Source organism: Lujinxingia vulgaris (assembly GCF_007997015.1).
Lineage (GTDB): Bacteria > Myxococcota_A > Bradymonadia > Bradymonadales > Bradymonadaceae > Lujinxingia > Lujinxingia vulgaris.
In genome coordinates this window covers 275,744-292,746 of the sequence record NZ_VOSM01000007.1, presented here as the reverse complement: position 1 = coordinate 292,746, position 17,003 = coordinate 275,744, and the positions used below count along the sequence as shown (strand labels likewise).

Below are 17,003 nucleotides of genomic sequence, written 5' to 3'. Positions count from 1 at the left end.
CGCCTGCGTCGGCGACCAGCCAGCTCTAAGTGACGATCAGGCGCTTAAACTAAGGACTTCAGGTGACCCTCGGTCACTCCGACACCTCGACGTCCGGTGACCCTCGGTCACTCCGATACCTCGACGTCCGGTGACCCTCGGTCACTCCGACACCTCGACGTCCGGTGACCCTCGGTCACTCCAACACCTCGACGTCCGGTGACCCTCGCTCACCCACCCCACCTCACCCACTCCGACCGACCCACGGTCACCTCACCCCACCCTCACCCACTCCGACCGACCTTCGGTCACCCCACCACCCCGCCGCCGCCTTGACACTGATTCGCCCCCTTTGGTAGTGCATAAGCCGTCCGTTTACCTGATCGCGCGCCCGCATCGCACCGGCTCTCCCGCTGGTTTGGGGCCTGTCTGCAGCGCGCCTTACCGACTGACTGAGCTATGATCCCACATCGATCGAACGCGCTCTCCTCTCTGGCCCATGCCGCCGGACGCGCGCTGCTGCTTGTCGCCCTGGGCGCCCTGCTGGTGGGCTGCGGCCCGATTCAGGCCACCCAGCGCATCAGCGAGGCTGAGGTCGCCATGGAGCGTGCCCGGGTCGCCGACGCCGACCAGCACTCGCCATACGAGTACACCAGCGCGGCCAACTACCTCTACAAAGCCAAAGAGGAGTGGGGCTACTCCCAGTTTGAGGCCGCCTACGACTACGCCACCCAGGCACGTCGCGCCGCCGAATCCGCGCTGATCAACGCCCGGGAGGCTCCCTGGCCCGGTCACCCGGTCCTCGGTCGCGACAAGTCCCCGATTGAGGCCGACACTGAGGCCGAGGCCGACGTGCCCGCCCCGGAGCTCGCTGAATAACGTTGTTTGTATGTGCGGGTGCCCCCTCGTTGAGGGCGGTGCCCGATAGCTGTTTTATGGCCGTTTCGCTCTCCGCCCTCCCCTTGATGTTGTCTTAGCAGGAGGGAGCTGATGATGGCGGCGCGCCGGTCCAACGAGGTCGTGCTCGATGAACCCCCAGAAGTCGACGATGCGTTTCGCCCTGCTCCTTGGTGGCTGTGTGATGATGCTGGCCTCCTCTGGCTGCACCACCGGCGCCAAGCTGCGTGGTCAGGCCAAAGAGATCCAGGCCATCAATGAGTCGATCTACCCCAGGGCCTACAACTGCGCCCCCGAGGAGATCGCCACCGCTCAGGCCCAGGTCGAGTTTGGCCTCTACGAGCTCAGCCGCGGCGACTTCACCCGCGCCGACCGCCACCTCAAGCTCGCCGAATCCAACGCGCGCAAAGCCGACAAGCTCTCCGACTACGACGAGTGCCTCGTCGAAGATCTGGCGCTTGACGTCGAGGTCACCGAAACCATCGACGTGGTCGAGGCCCCCGTCGACTTCAGCTTCGACTCCGACGGCGACGGCATCCCCGATGAGCGCGATCGCTGCGCCTTTGAAGCCGAAGATTTCGACGGCTTCGAAGACGAAGACGGCTGCCGCGAAGACGACAACGATCAGGACGGCGTCGCCGACCTCGAAGATCTCTGCCCGAACATCGCCGGCGACGTCGATGGCTTCAGCGGCAAGCAGGGCTGCCCGATGCTCGACCTCGATGGCGACGGCATCCTCAACATCAACGACCAATGCCCCACTCAGCCCGTCGAATTCATCGGCTTCCAGGATGAGACCGGCTGCCCGGTGGAAGATGTCGACAACGACGGCATCCCCAACATCCTCGATGAGTGCCCCTTTGAGCCCGGCCCGATCGAAAACGCCGGCTGCCCGGTGGACGAGCCCGAAGAGCCCAAACTCGCTGAGGTTGACGGTGATCAGATCCGACTTAACCAGCGCGTCTACTTCGCCACGGCCAAGTCCGACATCCTGCCGCAGAGCTTCCCGCTCTTGAACCAGGTCGCTCAGATTCTGCGCGACAACCCCAACATCACCATCCGGGTTGAGGGTCACACCGACAGCCGCGGCCGCGACAGCTACAACCAGCAGCTCAGCCAGGATCGCGCCGCCAGCGTGCGCACCTTCCTCATCGAGCGCGGCATCGACCCGATGCGCATGGAAGCCGTCGGCTTCGGCGAAGCTCGCCCCATCGATGACAACTCGACCGAAGAAGGCCGCGCCAACAACCGCCGCGTCGAGATTCACATCACCAGCCGCTGATCACCTCCGGGGCGGCCGGCGCACATGCGCCGGCCGCCTCACGTGCGCCGTACCCGGTACCCTCCCATGAACCTCCGCTCGCTCTCTTCGCGCCCCTCGGCGCTCGCCATCTGCGCCCTCCTGACCGCGGCCTCCTTCGGTGCAACCACTCTGGCCACCTCCACGGCCGTTTACGCCCAGGACTCTGCCGACTCCCAGGTCTCCGCGCTCCTCGATCAGGCGATGGAAGACTACGACATGCTCATGATCGAGGAGGCCGAGGAGGCCCTTGAGCAGGCCGTCGTTCTCGCTGCGCGCAACAACCTGCGCACCCCGGCGGTCGCCCGCGCCTACGTCATGCTCGGCATCGTGCGCTTCGCCGCCACCCGCGATGAGGCGCTCACCGAGGAGGCTTTTGTTGCTGCCCTGGAGACCGACCCCAACTCGGTGCTCTTCCCCGTCTACGAGACCCCCGAGCTCAGCCAGATCTTTGAGCGCGCTCGCCAGCGCGCCAAACCTCCCGAGCCCGTCGTCGAAGAGACCACCCCCGATCCCGAAGAGCCCCGGGCCGAAGATGCCCCCCTGCAGCACCGCCCCATCCCGCGCGCCAACGCCGGACAGGCCATCCTCTTTGAAGCCAACGTCTCCGAGACGGTGCCCGTCTTCCGCGTCTTCTTGAACCACCGTCGCTTCGGCGAAGATGAGTTCACGCGCTCCGAGATGATGCCCTCGAGCAACACCCGCTTTGCTTTCTCGCTCGACGCCAGCCACGTGCGCACAAGCCAGATCGACTACTACATCGAAGCCGTCGACCGCACCGGCGACCCGCTCGCATCGAGCGGGCGCGCGAGCAACCCTCACCGCATCACCGTGCTGGGCAGCGGCGACGTCGCAGATATGCCCGATGAACGCGACATCGCCGACATCACCCCGCCCGACGACGATCTCGATCTTGAGCCCGAAGACAAGACCGGCCGCGGCTTCTACGCCACGCTCCTCGCCGGCACCGACGTGGGATTTTTGACCAGCGGCACCGCCCCCACTGCGCAAATCGACCGCGAGGTCACCCCGGGCTTTGTCGCCGCGTTTGCCCACACCAAACTCGACCTCGGGTGGCGTCTCACCGAGCGCAACAGCCTGGGCATGTACTGGCGCTGGCAGTTCTCCCCGCCCCAGGACTTCGACAGCCTGGTCGAAGGCAGCATCGACCGCGACGCCCCCTTCTGGCAGCACGAAGAAGAGTGCTTCGGCCTGGGCCTCCCCGGCGACTGCATGATCGGCTTCAAGTACCAGCGCGACATCTCCACCGGCGCCCCCCGCTTCTACTCCTCGGTGGGCCTGGGCATCGGCCGCGTGCGCAACTGGCTTCGCCTCAAGCACAGCGCCTCGCTCAACGACGGGGTCTGCGACAACCGCGAGATCTTCCAGGACCAGCAGTCCGGCGTGCCCTTCTGCTACATCCGCGACACCGTGCGCACCGGCTGGGCCCACTTCGGCTTTGGCGGCGGCTTCTACGTCCCCCTCTCCGGTAACCTCGACTTTGTCACCGACACCTACGTGATGGTGCTCTTCCCCGACACCTCCATCAACGTCGACGTCAACCTGGGGTTGCGCTTCCGCATGTAAAGCTGCCCGCGACGATCCTCAAAGAGCGGCCCGCCCCCCGACCGGGGGAGCGGGCCTCTTTTTTTTTGCACTCTGAAAACACACTGTTACGCTCCCGCCTGTAGAACTCGAAACCACGGACGGTGACGTTTTCAGGGAGTTTTGGCGTGATCCCTTCATCCTTTCAAAGACTCAGCGCGCTGGCCTTCGGTCTGGCCCTGCTGCTCACCTCTCAGACTGCCCTGGCCCACCCAGGCGCGCTCTGGGGCATCGATCTCTCCAGCGTGGTCGCCCTTCGCGATCAGGCCCGCGTGGCGGCCTACAAGAGCGCTGACGTCCCTGGCGAGCGCCTCAGTCGGGTGCGCACCATCGTGCTCGACCCGGGCCACGGCGGCGATAATAACGGCGCCATCGGCGTGGCCGGCATCCGCGAAAAACACCTCACCCTGGAGCTCGCCTACCACCTGCGCGAGGCCATCCAGGAGCGTTACCCCGATGTGCGCGTCGTCATGACCCGCTACTGGGACACCTCCCTCTCACTCCCCGAACGTGTGCACCTGGCCAACCTGGCCGAGGCCGACGTCTTCCTCTCGCTGCACTACAACGCCGCGGTCCACAACCGCGCGGTGGGCTACGAGACCTTCTACCTGCGCCCCCAGGATGTCACCCCGGAGCCGGCCCCCGCGGTCGAACTCCCCCACGACGACGCCTCCCCTATTGAAGGCGCTCGCCTGGTCGGACAGCACGGCGACGACCTCGTCTTCATCCAGCGCGACCTCATCCGCGCCCACCAACACGAACTCAGCGCTCGCCTGGCCCACAGCGTCCAGGACGGCTTCCGCGGCCACCTCGACTCCATGGACCGGGGCGTCAAACAGGCCAACTTCGGGGTGCTCCGCGGCGCTCATATGCCTGCGGTCGTGGTCGAGGCCGGCTTTCTGACCCACCCCGACGAAGGCAGCGAGCTTATTGAGCGCGACCACCGCCAGCGCGTGGTCAACGCCCTGCTCGACGCCATCGTCACCTTCGACGCCGAGCTCGAGCGCGTCCTCGACGCCAACTAAGCGCCGGACCCGCGCGCTGGATCCCCTTCAAATCTTTCTACCATCTCCTTGAAGCCCGCCCCGCGCGGGCTCTTTTTTAACCTCCGCACTCCTTCTCCCACCCCATGGAGCCACCATGAGCGAGCGCTTTGACGGCCGCGCCCCCGACGAACTTCGCACCATTTCCATCACCCCCAACTTCACCGACATGCCTGCCGCCTCAGTGCTCGTGCGCTTCGGGCGCACCACGGTGATGTGCACCGCCAGCATCGACAAAAGCGTGCCCCGCTGGATGGACAAGCCCGGTAACACCCGCGGCTGGGTCACCGGCGAATACTCCATGCTTCCGGGCGCAACCGACCCTCGCTTCCGTCGCGAAGTTCACCGCGGCGGCTTAAGCGGCCGCACCCAGGAGATCCAGCGCCTCATCGGCCGCAGCCTGCGCGCGGTCACCGACCTCGAAAAACTCGGACCCCGCACCATCTATCTTGATTGCGATGTACTCCAGGCCGACGGCGGCACCCGCACCGCCAGCATCACCGGCGCCTACGTCGCCCTGGCGCTGGCCTGCGAAAAGCTCCTCGCAGAAGCCCTCATCGATGAAGTTCCCCTGAACGACTCGGTCGCCGCCATCAGCTGCGGCATCGTCGAGGGCCGCGCCCTGCTTGATCTTCCCTACGTCGAAGACAGCGCCGCCGACGTCGACATGAACGTCGTTATGACCGGCTCCGGCCGCCTCATCGAAGTTCAGGGCACTGGCGAGGAAGCGACCTTTTCCCGCGCCGAGCTCAACGCCTTGCTGGACCTGGCCGAGAAGGGCATCGGCGAGCTCACCGCGATGCAGAACGACGTGCTTCCGGAGAGGCTGCACTTTAAATAACGCGATAAGTTCGCTATGGCATCGGGGTAATCGGTGCGCATGTTCGCTCGCATTGAGACCAGCAGCGGCGCTTCAGGCTCGAACCTGTGCGTCTGGTGAGCCCCTAAGGCCTCCCCCACCCTTGAGGATGACTCCTATGACTCCTGTGGATGATCGTAACCTCGCGCTTGAGCTCGCGCGCGTCACCGAAGCCGCCGCCATCGCCTCAGCCCGCTCCATGGGCCAGGGCGACCCGACCTACTCCGACCAGATGGCGGTGAGCGCCATGCGCGCAGCCTTCGACGCCATGCACATCAACGGCACCGTCGTCATCGGTGAGGGCGAGCGTGATGAGGCGCCGATGCTCTACATTGGCGAAGAGGTCGGCTGCCGCGCGCCCCATGACCCGAAGATGGACATCGCGCTCGACCCCCTCGAAGGCACCAACCTCTGCGCCTACGGCCGCCCCGGCGCGCTGGCGCTTATCGCTATGGCGCCGCAGGGCTGCTTCCTTAACGCACCCGACATCTACATGAAAAAGATCGCCGCCGGCCCCGTCGCCCGCGGCGCCATCGATCTGGACGCCTCCCCGGCCGAGAACCTCCACCGCCTGGCCGAGCTCAAAGGCGTGCGCGTCGAAGAGCTCACCGCCATGATCCTCGACCGCCCCCGCCACGAAGAGGTCATCGCCGCCATCCGCAAGACCGGCGCGCGCATCCGCCTCATCGAAGACGGCGACGTCGACGCCGCCATCGCCACCTGCCGCCCCGACAGCGGCATCGACATCATGTTCGGTATCGGCGGCGCCCCCGAGGGCGTGCTCGCTGCGGCCGCCATGCAGTGTCTCGGTGGCGAAATCCAGGGCCGCCTGATGTTCTACAAAGACGAAGAACGCCAGCGCGCTCGCCGCATCATGGGCGACCGCGACATCGAGGCCCTCCTCACCATGCACGACCTGGCCCACGGCGAGATCGTCTTCGCGGCAACCGGCGTCACCAACGGCTCCATCCTCAAAGGCGTACGCTTCTTCGCCGGCGGCTGTGAGACCCACTCGCTCGTCATGCGCTCCAAATCCGGCACCGTGCGCACCATCGAGGCGATGCACGACTTCGAGCGCAAGCCCGCCTACACCCTCGAAGGCTTGCACGAGAACATGGCCGACTGCGGCAAACCCCGCCACTGAGCTCTATCAGCAAAAAAAGCGCCCGGGCCGAAGTGGCCCGGGCGCTTTTTCGTTCGCGGCGTCTCGCAAGACCCTCATATCGCAACGGAATGCGGTGCGTGCAGGTGACCCTCTGCGTGCAGGTGACCCTCGGTCACCTCATAGCACTGAAAAAGATCGACCCTCGGTCACCTCAATGCGACGAGAAAAATCGACCCTCGGTCACCTTAACACCAACGAAAAAAACGACCCTCGGTCACCCTAATGGGACCAGGAGAACGACCCTCGGTCACCTCAAAGCGCCCCAAAAAATCGACCCTCGGTCACCTCAATGCGACGAGAAAAATCAACCCTCGGTCACCTCGACGCGCCGAAATAGGTGACCCTCGGTCACCCCTCAACCCCGATAACCCACGCTCACAAAAAACGCGTGCATCTGACGCCGACGCTCAGCCCACTCCCCCGGCGGTCGCTCCCCCTCGTCATCGGCGCGCGCTTGAAGTCTGGCGACAACTTCACTTAAGGGCTCCATCCCCACCCGGGCGCGCCGCGCCTCAACCTCGTCGGCATCTTCCAGAAGGCCTGGACCCAGGGTCCCCTCGGCGTCCCAATCGATGATCGCCCCGTAGCGCTGAGGCCGCCCCTCATTAAATCGAACGCGGTCGCCCAACACGGCAACCTCAAGCGCCCGCGCATCCTCGCCATCGAGCGCCTCCAGCAGCCGGAGCGCCTTACGTTGCAGGCCCGGGAGGCTTATCGCGTGGTTTGCCACCAGAAACGCAGCCCGCGCCGCATCCTCACCCACCTCCGAGGTACGCGGCCATCCCCCGGCGTCGATCATCGCCTCAAGCTCACGCGCGTTTGCCTCATGCACCGCCCGCATCTCGGCGTGATACCCCTCAAACAACTCGCCGCGCTTAAGCAGGTCTTCGCGCGTTTTGTGATCGGCGGCGGCCAGCGCCAGAAGCCTGGCCGCCCGATCCTCGATCCGCCCCGATGTCACGCGTTATGGCGGATGTGCAGGATGTCGCCGTCGGCCACCACGTACTCTTTGCCTTCCAGACGAAGTTTGCCCGCGGCGCGAATCCCGGCCTCATCCTTGTAGGTCTCCAGATCCTGCACGGTGTAGACCTCGGCGCGAATAAAGCGTTTTTCAAAGTCCGAGTGAATCACACCGGCGGCCTGCGGCGCGGTCGCCCCGACCGGGATCGTCCAGGCGCGGATCTCCTGCTCGCCAGCCGTAAAGAAGGCCTGCAGCCCCAGCAGCGCGTAGGTCGCGCGAATCAGCACATTGAGCGCCGGCTCGTCGATGCCCAGACCCCGGAGCATCTCCAACTGCTCCTCCTCGTCCAGCTCCACAAGCTCCGCCTCAATCTCACCACAGACCACGACAACATCGCTGCCCTGGGAATCGGCCAGCTCGCGCAACTTCGCCACATAAGGGCTCTTGCCCTCCAGATCGTCGTCGGCGACGTTGGCCACATAGAGCACCGGCTTGTCGGTGAGCATGTGGCTGTCGCGGGTCAGCTGACGCTCATCGTCGGTGAGCGTGATGGCGCGCGCGCTCTTGCCTTCGTTGAGCTCAGCCAGCACCTTTTCAAGCACCGCCACACGGGCCACCTCGGTCTTATCGCCGGCCTTCGCCGCGCGACGCGCCTTATCGAGGCGGCGCTCCACCGTCTGCATATCCGCCAGGATCAGCTCGGTCTCAATGATCTCGACGTCGCGCACCGGGTCCACGCCACCTTCAACGTGGGTGATGTTCTCATCCTCAAAGCAGCGCACCACGTGCAGGATCGCGTCCACCTCGCGGATGTTGGCCAGAAACTTATTGCCCAGCCCTTCCCCCTGCGACGCCCCCCGCACAAGACCGGCGATGTCCAGGATCTCAACGGCCGCCGGAATGATCTTCTGGGCCGGCACATACTGCTCGATCTTCTTGAGCCGCGCGTCCGGCACCGGCACGATGCCCACATTGGGATCGATGGTGCAGAAGGGGTAGTTCGCCGACTGCGCTTCGGCGCGGGTCAAAGCGTTGAAAAGGGTCGACTTGCCCACGTTCGGAAGTCCGACGATGCCAGCGGAGACGCTCATGGTATAGACTCGGGTGCGAGGTGATGTGTGTTCGATCGACGCGGCTTGCGCCGGGGCGCAATCTCAGGGCGCGCGCGCCGGTCCTTTTAGTAAAAGTGCCCCACCACCGCAAGCCGGCTCACCGATGCAAGCAGGCCTAACCGGCGCTGGTGCTTAACTTTGGCCGCAGCACGCGCTGCGAACTTCCAGGAGACGCGATGGACCCGTCCTACCGCCACGAGATGGCGTACCTGATCCGCGAGGAAAAGCGCCTCGAAGAAGAGCTCGAAAAGCTCCGCGAAGAGTTCGCCACCTGGAAGCGCCGCGTCGCTCTGGCCCACGAAAAAGGCCACCCGGAGCTCGCCGCCCAGGCCACCGAGCGCGTTGATGAGCTCCGCACCCGGGGTCACGCAACCCGCGAAGAGCTGGAACTTATCGCCTCCAAGAAGCGTTTGCTCATCCGTCAGGCCCGCCGCCCCGACGGCTCGGAGGTCGAGCGCGCCGAGGCGCTGCTCGAAGAAGTTCGCCAGGGCGGCCTCATCGACCCGGACGAAGCTTCTCTCGAAGAGGAGTTTCGACGCCTGGCCCGGGGTGAGTCGCAAGAATCTTCCCGATCCTCCGATCCACCGACCGACAGTGGCGCGGCGCCCCTCGAAGAAGACGACAACCCCTGATAGAGTGCCGCTCAACGCCCGCCGGCGTCGCAAACGCGCCGGCATCAATCCCCATCCGCCAGGAGTCGTGCTGTGGGCGATGGTCCCATTCAGATCCCGACGATTCGCGGCCGCATTGCCGAGCGACTGGCTCGCGCCCCGGCCCGCAACAACGACGACGATCCGCTCAGCTTCCCGGAGTCCCCGGGCGATGTGCTGCTGCGCACCTCCGAGGAGCGCGGCGCGGTCGCCCTGGCCTGCCTGCTCCTGGAGAACCTGCGCGAGCATGGCGCCACCCGCGTCAACTCCCGCGCGCTTGACCAGGTGCTGCGCAAAGTCCTCGACACCTTCGGCCCCAAAGAGGTCATGGACATCGAGGTCGAGGCCTACGAGATCCTCCTGTGGATCGGCAGCGCCATCGATCCCGACTGGACCCCTGAGCGCACCGAAGACCCCGGCGAGCTCGACCCCACCGCCAGCCGCTCCGATCTGGTGCGCTGGGCGATTCACGGCGGCGTCGACCTGGAGATGCACTACTACAGCCGCGGCCGCGGCGAGCTCACTCGCCGCCGCATCACGCCGATAAGTCTGGAGGCCGAGACCTACCTCCACGCCTACTGCCACCTGCGCCGCGACGAGCGCGTCTTCCGCCTCAGCCGCATCGGCGATCTTCACCCCGTCGGCGGCTGGCCCGAGAAGCCTCGCCAGAAGTCGCGCAAAGCCAGCGACGAGGGCGGCGGCAAAAAACAAGACCCGCCCGGCCAGATGAGCCTGCTCGACGAGTAACGCACCTAACCCCTTGTTCTTTAAGGCATTTCAGCGTGAAGAAGATCCTCAACTTCATCGACGGCGCGTTTGTAGAGCCGGCGCGCGGCGCATACTTCCCCAACACCAACCCGGCCACCGGCACCATCATCTCGCAGGTCGCCGAGGGCAGCGCCGAAGACATCGATCGCGCCGTTGAGGCCGCGCGCCGCGCCTTCAAAGGCCCCTGGGGCGCCATGCCCCTCTCCGAGCGCCTCGACGCCCTCGACCGCGTCGCGAGCGGCATCATGGCGCGCTTCGACGACTTCCTCAAAGCCGAGATGCTCGACACCGGCAAGCCGGCGAGCTTCGCAAGCCGCATCGACATCCCGCGCGGGGCGGCAAACTTTAAGTTCTTCGCCAACCTGATGCGCACCCAGCACACCGCGGCCTTCGAGACGGAGACCCCGGGCGGAGGCGGCGCGCTCAATTACACCATCCGCCGCCCCCTGGGCGTTGTGGGGGTTATCAGCCCCTGGAATCTTCCCCTCTTGCTGCTCACCTGGAAGGTCGCCCCGGCGCTTGCCGCGGGCAACTGCGTGGTCGCCAAACCCAGCGAAGAGACCCCCTCAACCGCCGCGCTCCTTGGCGAGGTCTTTCGCGACGCCGGCGTCCCGCCGGGCGTCTTCAACGTGGTGCACGGCTTCGGGCCGGGCTCAGCCGGCGAAGCGCTCACCCGCCACCCCGACGTCGACGCGATCACATTTACTGGCGAGTCCCGCACCGGCAGCGCCATTATGGAGGCCTGCGCCCCGCACGTGCGCGACATCTCCTTTGAGCTCGGCGGCAAAAACGCCGCGATCGTCTTCGCCGACGCCGATCTTCAAGAAGCCATCGACGGCACCGCCCGCTCCAGCTTCTCCAACACAGGCCAGGTCTGCCTCTGCTCGGAGCGCGTCTACGTCGAGCGCCCCATCTTCGACGCCTTCGTCGAAGGGCTGGCCGCCCGCGCCCGCGGCCTCAAGGTGGGCGACCCCTTCGATGAGGCCACCCAGATGGGCCCGCTGATCAGCCACGCCCACCGCGAAAAAGTCTTGAGCTATTTCGAGCTCGCAAAAACCGAAGGCGCCACAGTGGTTGCCGGCGGTGGCGTCCCCGAGCTCGGCGGCGCGCTCTCAAAGGGCGCCTTCGTCGAACCCACCGTCTGGACCGGCCTGAGCCAGAACGCCCGCATCCTGCGCGAAGAGGTCTTCGGGCCGGTCTGCCACGTGATGCCCTTCGACACCGAAGAGGAAGCCATCGCGCTGGCCAACGACTCCGACTACGGCCTCTGCGCGGCCATCTGGACCAACGACGTCCGCCGCGCCCACCGTGTCTCGGCCCGCATGGACGTGGGGCTCGTATGGGTCAACACCTGGTTCTTGCGCGATCTGCGCACCCCCTTTGGCGGCGTCAAACTCAGCGGCATCGGCCGCGAGGGCGGCACCCACTCGCTCGATTTCTACACCGAGACGAAAAACATCTGCATCAAACTCTGAGCGACATCCGACGCCTAACTTCAGGAGCTTCATGACCACCCGGGCCTACACCATCGACGGCCGCGCTCCGGCGCTGGCCCATTACCCGCACGCCCGCCGTGTCGGCGATCTGATCTTTGTCAGCGGTGTGTCCAGCCGCCGCCCCGACAACACCCATGTCGGCGTGCGCATCGACGACGACGGCACCATCCACCGCGACGTCGCCGCGCAGACCCGTGCGGTGATCGAAAACATCGGCCGCATCCTGCAGGAAGCCGGCGCCGGACTCGAGGACCTGGTCGACATCACCACCTTCCTCATCGATATGGACGACTTCGCCGGCTACAACGCCGTCTACAACGAATTTTTCAACGCGGAGACCGGCCCCACCCGCACCACTGTGGCCGTCCACCAGCTCCCGCATCCCAATCTGGCGATCGAGATGAAAGCGGTGGCTTATCTGCCTTTGCCTACAGGCGATCGTTGAATCCTCGCCACGCCCTTGCGACACATACCTCTTAAAAATCAACACCTTAGACAGAATCACGTCACACCTAATGCCGCTCTTCTCCGGGCGGCATCTTTTTTTCTTGCTCCCGCGAAAACACGATCTCAGCAAAAAATTTTGACCTCAGGGTAATTCGTTCTATACTTCAAGCAGACTGGAAATTTTCCAGTATCAGTGTAATCCACTCCTGGTTCGCGCAACCGCCGGCGAGCTAGCTCGAAAGCCCTGAAGTCCAGGTAGTATCAGGTGGGCTTTCCCAGGATAGACGTTTTGTCAGCCCTTGGGAGGTCTTCATGTATCGTTCTTGGCTCCACCGCTTCGTCCCTGCTCTTGGCCCGGCCCCCGGCTCTTCGCCGGTCTCAGTGCCTCGCCACGCCCTTCAACTCAACGGCGCCTACCTGCTGCGCGTGGGTCTTCTGGCCCTGGCCCTGGTCAGCCTGCTCGTGCTCTACTTCGGCGCGCTGATCTTAAGCGTGGCGGCCACCGTCGTGGTCGTAACCCGGGTGTTAAGCGGCCCCATTCAGCTCGATGATATCGTGCTCGGGTCGCTCACCGTCCTGCTCCTGCTCCCCCTGGCGCTGGTCCTCTTAAAGGGCCTCTTTCACCGCCAGAAGGTCGACCGCTCGGAGTTCATTGAACTCAGCGCCGAGTCCGAGCCGGAGCTCTTTTCTTACCTCATCGATCTGAGCAAGCGCGCCGGCGCGCCGCTGCCCCACCGCGTTTACGCCTGTCCGCAGGTCAACGCCGGGGTCTTTTTCGACGCGTCGCTGCTCAACTTGATCTTCCCGGTGCGCAAAAACCTGCTCATCGGCCTGGGGCTCATCAACACGCTCAACCGCACCGAGCTTGAGGCCGTGCTCGCCCACGAGCTTGGCCACTTCTCGCAGCGCTCCATGCGTCTGACGCACTACGTGTACGTCGTCGCCGAGATCCTGCGTCAGCTCGTCGAGGAGCGCGACCCCATCGATCGGGCGCTTGCCCGCTGGCAGACTCGCTGGCACCGCGGGCTGGGGCTGCCCCTTCTGCTCAACACGATCACCGCGCTGGTGCGCGGCATCGCTCGCCGGGCCCTCTCAGCGCTGGAGCGCCTGGACGCCTCGGTGAGCCGGCAGATGGAGCTGCACGCCGACCGCGTCGCGGTGCGCCTCACCGGCAGCGACGCCCTTGTGCATGCGCTTAAGCGCGCCGACTGGGCCGACCGCTGCTACGCCCAGACCTGCTACGACCTGGAGCAAGCCTCCTTTGAGGGGCTGCGCACCGACGACTTCTTTTTGCACCACGAAGAGCTGATGCACTCGATGCGCGAGCGCCTGGGCGACACGACCCTCGGTCTGCCCCCGGCACTCCCCGACGATCCGCAACGCTTTGACTGGGTCTTCGATCCGGCCGACGCTGGCGAGCGCGCTGATCTTTTCGATTCGCACCCGCCCCACCACGTGCGCGAAGCCCACGCCCGTCATCATTACGTGCGCACCGACTTCGACGAGCGCTCCGCCTGGACCCTCTTCGACGATCCGCAGAGCCTTCGCCACGCGCTGACCCGCGGCATCAACGCGCTGGAGTTCGGCGAGGCCGCCCCCACCCATCACGCCCACGATCTGCAGGAGTTCCTCGATGGCGAACACGCCGAGGTCCTGCTCAACCCGCGGGAAAAAGTCGTCTTCGGACACCGCTACGTGGAGTTCGGCCAACTCGATGAAGTCTTTGACGCCGCCGCCGCCGAAGACAGCGACGATCAGACGATGACCGCATGGCTGCAGGACCTTATCGGCCCCACGCTTGACCAGGCCGCCGAGCGCCTGGCCTCCCAGCTCCCGCAGCTCACTGCCCAGCCGGCGGCCGCTCATGGCAACGCTCGCCCGCTGCGCAGCAGCGCCGGCGCGCGCCCCTGCCCACCCGGAGCCGACTGCGGTCGCGACCCGCAGGCCGAACAGCGCTGGTTCGCCCAACTCGACGCCGACCTGATGCACGCCCACCTGGTCATCGCAGCCCGGCTTGGCGACGACACGCTCAACGAGCTTGAGGCGCGCTACCGCTTCCACGATCACCTCCAGCGCCTGGCCCGCTGGATGCGCAAACACAGCCCCTCGCTGGCCCGCGTCACCCACCTTGTCGCCGATGAGGAGCTTGACGAAGACGCCATTCAGTGGATCTTCGAGACTCTGGTCGGCACCCACACCACGCTCGACCAGGCCCTCTACCAGGGCCCGCCCATTCCCTCACTTCACGGCTTTGAGGATGAAGCGAGCCTCGGTGAGCGTTTGCTCGACGTACCGCTCGTCGACGCCGCACCCTTGATGCGTGGCGAGCTCAACAACCAGTGGCTCAACCTCTACGTGGGGCAGTGGCAGCAACTCAGCGAGCGCCTCGACCACCTGCGACGCAAGAGCCTGGGCGCCATGCTGGCCCACCAGCGCGACCTTGTGGAGCGCTGGGAGGCGCGCCAGCGCTGAACTTCTTAGCCGATCGAATCTCATCTATGCCCGTACGTATCAAAGCCAGCTGGATCTGGACGGCCTGCGCCCTTTTGATCCTCCTCTCGATTGTTCTGCCGCAGGTCGACATGTCCATTCAGCACGAGAGCCCTCGCGCTGAAGCGAGCTACGACCCCTTCGACCCGGCCATCATCGCGCTGGAGTCGCACCTTGAGCAGCGGCAGCTCGGCGACTGGAACCCCGAGGAGGCGCGCGCGCAACTTCCCCTGCTTCAGGCCCGCGCGCTGGCGCGCGTCGGCCCGATGACCCCGGTGGAGATGGAGCGCGTCGCCGCGCTGCTCGACGAGTACGCCCCCCAGATTGCCTCCCAACCCGAGGGCTCAGCCCAGGCGCTGCGCGCCCACCGCGATCACCTCATCGCCGAGAGCCTGCCTCGCCACAACGCCGAGGCCATCAGCGCCGCGCTGGAAGCGACCCGCCAGAGCGTCGAAGGCGCGATCTCCTCCTCGGAGACCGCGCCCTCAACCGGCACTTAAGCCACTACTTTCAACACCTTACGTCACCCCTTAAGCGAGGGCGCCGCCTTAAGAATGGCCTCACCGGCCTGGTCGGCGTACTGCTCGAAGTTCGCTTCGAACAGACCCACGAGCTTACGCGCGGTCGCCTCAAAGGCATCCGCATCGGCCCAGGTCTTACGAGGCACGAGCACCTCGGAGGGCACGCCCTTCACTTCGGTGACGACATCGACCTTGAAGAGCGGATCGCTCACCGTCGGCGCATCGGCTAGCTCACCGGAGTTGATGGCGTCGATGATAGCGCGGGTGTGCTTCAGACTCATGCGCTTGCCGGTGCCGTAGGCGCCGCCGCTCCAGCCGGTGTTCACAAGCCAGGCCTTCGCGCCGTGCTGGCGCATCTTCTCGGCCAAAAGCTCGGCGTAACGCATCGGGTGCCACACCAGGAACGCCGCGCCGAAGCACGCTGAGAAGGTCGCCTTGGGCTCGGTCACGCCCATCTCGGTGCCGGCCACCTTCGCCGTATACCCGCTGATGAAGTGGTACATCGCCGCCTCCGGGGTAAGTCGGCTCACCGGCGGCAAGACCCCGTAGGCATCGCAGGTCAAAAAGATGATGTTGTTGGGATGCCCGCCCACGCAGGGGATCTGCGCCCCGGGCACATACTCGATCGGGTACGAGGTGCGGGTGTTCTCGGTGATGGAGTTGTCGCTGTAATCCACCTCGCGAGAGTCGTTGTCATACCCCACATTCTCGAGCACCGAGCCGTAGCGGATCGCATCGTAGATGATCGGCTCCTGCTCTTTCGACAGGTCGATCGTCTTGGCGTAGCAGCCACCCTCAATGTTGAAGACGCCTTTATCCGTCCAGCAATGCTCGTCGTCGCCAATCAGCGCGCGGTGCGGGTCGGTGGAGAGCGTCGTCTTACCCGTGCCCGAGAGCCCGAAGAAAAGCGAGACATCGCCCTTCTCATTGCTCTGGTTGGCCGAGCAGTGCATCGAGAGCACGCCCTTTTTGGGCATCAGGTAATGCATGATCGTGAAGACGCCCTTCTTCATCTCGCCGGCGTAATCGGTGCCCAGGATCACAAATTCGCCACGATCGAAGTCCAGCGCCACGCTGGTCTTCGACGTCACCGACTTCACCCGCTCCGGATCGGCGGAGCTGCTGCCGGCGTTGAAGATCACATAATCGGGCTCACCGTAGTTCTCGAGCTCCTCGGCCGTGGGACGAATAAGCATGTTGTGCATAAAGAGCGCGTGATAGGCCCGCGCGCACACAATGCGCACCTTGAGCTGATGCTCCTTATCCCAGCCGGCGAAGCCATCGATCACATAGAGCACCGGGCGGTCATTGAGGTAGTCAATGGCCGTCTGGCGGTTCTGCATGAACTCATCGGGCTCCATGGCGATGTTGATATCGCCCCACCAGATGTCGTCCTGACTGGAGGGCTCGCGCACCACCCGCTTGTCTTTGGGGCTGCGTCCGGTCTTCTCCCCGGAGAACGCGATCAGCGCGCCGCTCGAGGCGATCGCTGCCCCCGGATCGTTGAGAATCGCCATCTCGTAGAGGCGAGCCACGCTGGGGTTACGCAACACCTCGGGGCCATTGATGCCGTACCCTTTCAAGTCGACCTTGCTCATAAAGTCACCTTTGAGTTCTGCATACCTTTTGAGAAACATCTCACCCACACCCTGTTCGCCGCCGGGCGGCGGCTGGCCGCACACTAATCACCGCCCCCCGGACCGGTCAAGT

General features: G+C 65.2%; 15 protein-coding genes. 12 read left to right on the top strand and 3 right to left on the bottom strand.

Going from position 1 to position 17,003, the window contains the following annotated elements:
* Nucleotides 1–438 precede the first annotated feature (438 nt).
* The 6 genes from FRC98_RS15115 (at nt 439) to glpX (ending at nt 6,827) form a co-directional block, all read left to right on the top strand.
* On the top strand, nt 439–858 hold the full coding sequence (locus tag FRC98_RS15115; protein ID WP_146982275.1) for a DUF4398 domain-containing protein: 420 nt from the start codon (nt 439–441) through the stop codon (nt 856–858).
* 148 nt (nt 859–1,006) lie between these two features.
* The gene (locus FRC98_RS15110) at nt 1,007–2,158 is read left to right on the top strand and encodes an OmpA family protein (RefSeq protein ID WP_146982274.1); all 1,152 of its coding nucleotides are present in this window, start codon (nt 1,007–1,009) and stop codon (nt 2,156–2,158) included.
* Between the two features lie 66 nt (nt 2,159–2,224).
* A complete protein-coding gene (locus FRC98_RS15105; protein WP_146982273.1) occupies nt 2,225–3,763 on the top strand; it encodes a hypothetical protein in 1,539 nt (512 codons plus the stop codon).
* A gap of 146 nt (nt 3,764–3,909) precedes the next feature.
* A complete protein-coding gene (locus FRC98_RS15100) occupies nt 3,910–4,806 on the top strand; it encodes an N-acetylmuramoyl-L-alanine amidase family protein (RefSeq protein WP_230467650.1) in 897 nt (298 codons plus the stop codon).
* Nucleotides 4,807–4,921: 115 nt separating this feature from the next.
* The gene (gene rph, locus FRC98_RS15095) at nt 4,922–5,665 is read left to right on the top strand and encodes a ribonuclease PH (RefSeq protein WP_146982271.1); all 744 of its coding nucleotides are present in this window, start codon (nt 4,922–4,924) and stop codon (nt 5,663–5,665) included.
* Nucleotides 5,666–5,801: 136 nt separating this feature from the next.
* Complete coding sequence (glpX, locus tag FRC98_RS15090) at nt 5,802–6,827, top strand: class II fructose-bisphosphatase (RefSeq protein WP_146982270.1); 1,026 nt, start codon at nt 5,802–5,804, stop codon at nt 6,825–6,827.
* A gap of 376 nt (nt 6,828–7,203) precedes the next feature.
* On the opposite strand, the gene FRC98_RS15085 is transcribed toward glpX, so the two are convergent.
* Together FRC98_RS15085 and ychF are read right to left on the bottom strand one after the other, a co-directional pair.
* A complete protein-coding gene (locus FRC98_RS15085) occupies nt 7,204–7,809 on the bottom strand; it encodes a DUF6624 domain-containing protein (protein ID WP_146982269.1) in 606 nt (201 codons plus the stop codon).
* Nucleotides 7,806–8,900 carry a redox-regulated ATPase YchF gene (gene ychF / locus FRC98_RS15080; protein WP_146982268.1) on the bottom strand — a complete coding sequence of 365 codons (1,095 nt, stop codon included), beginning with the start codon at nt 8,898–8,900 and terminating at the stop codon, nt 7,806–7,808. The genes FRC98_RS15085 and ychF overlap by 4 nt, the downstream gene beginning before the upstream one ends.
* Nucleotides 8,901–9,097: 197 nt before the next feature.
* On the opposite strand from ychF, the gene FRC98_RS15075 reads away from it, so the two are divergent.
* From FRC98_RS15075 to FRC98_RS15050, 6 genes are all read left to right on the top strand, one after another.
* Complete coding sequence (locus FRC98_RS15075) at nt 9,098–9,553, top strand: hypothetical protein (protein ID WP_146982267.1); 456 nt, start codon at nt 9,098–9,100, stop codon at nt 9,551–9,553.
* Nucleotides 9,554–9,625: 72 nt separating this feature from the next.
* Nucleotides 9,626–10,318 carry a WYL domain-containing transcriptional regulator gene (locus FRC98_RS15070; protein ID WP_146982266.1) on the top strand — a complete coding sequence of 231 codons (693 nt, stop codon included), beginning with the start codon at nt 9,626–9,628 and terminating at the stop codon, nt 10,316–10,318.
* Between the two features lie 35 nt (nt 10,319–10,353).
* Entirely contained in the window at nt 10,354–11,814 is a 1,461-nt protein-coding gene (locus FRC98_RS15065) for a 2-hydroxymuconic semialdehyde dehydrogenase (RefSeq protein WP_146982265.1), read from the top strand.
* A gap of 31 nt (nt 11,815–11,845) precedes the next feature.
* Nucleotides 11,846–12,280, top strand: coding sequence for a RidA family protein (locus FRC98_RS15060; protein WP_146982264.1), 435 nt, complete (start codon nt 11,846–11,848; stop codon nt 12,278–12,280).
* Nucleotides 12,281–12,594: 314 nt separating this feature from the next.
* Complete coding sequence (locus FRC98_RS15055; RefSeq protein WP_146982263.1) at nt 12,595–14,754, top strand: M48 family metallopeptidase; 2,160 nt, start codon at nt 12,595–12,597, stop codon at nt 14,752–14,754.
* A 26-nt stretch (nt 14,755–14,780) separates the two neighbouring features.
* Nucleotides 14,781–15,272 (top strand): hypothetical protein, encoded by a 492-nt coding sequence (locus FRC98_RS15050; protein ID WP_146982262.1) that lies wholly within the window; start codon nt 14,781–14,783, stop codon nt 15,270–15,272.
* A gap of 23 nt (nt 15,273–15,295) precedes the next feature.
* Here FRC98_RS15050 and pckA read toward each other — a convergent pair whose 3' ends face one another.
* The gene (gene pckA / locus FRC98_RS15045) at nt 15,296–16,891 is read right to left on the bottom strand and encodes a phosphoenolpyruvate carboxykinase (ATP) (RefSeq protein WP_146982261.1); all 1,596 of its coding nucleotides are present in this window, start codon (nt 16,889–16,891) and stop codon (nt 15,296–15,298) included.
* Nucleotides 16,892–17,003: the final 112 nt, after the last annotated feature.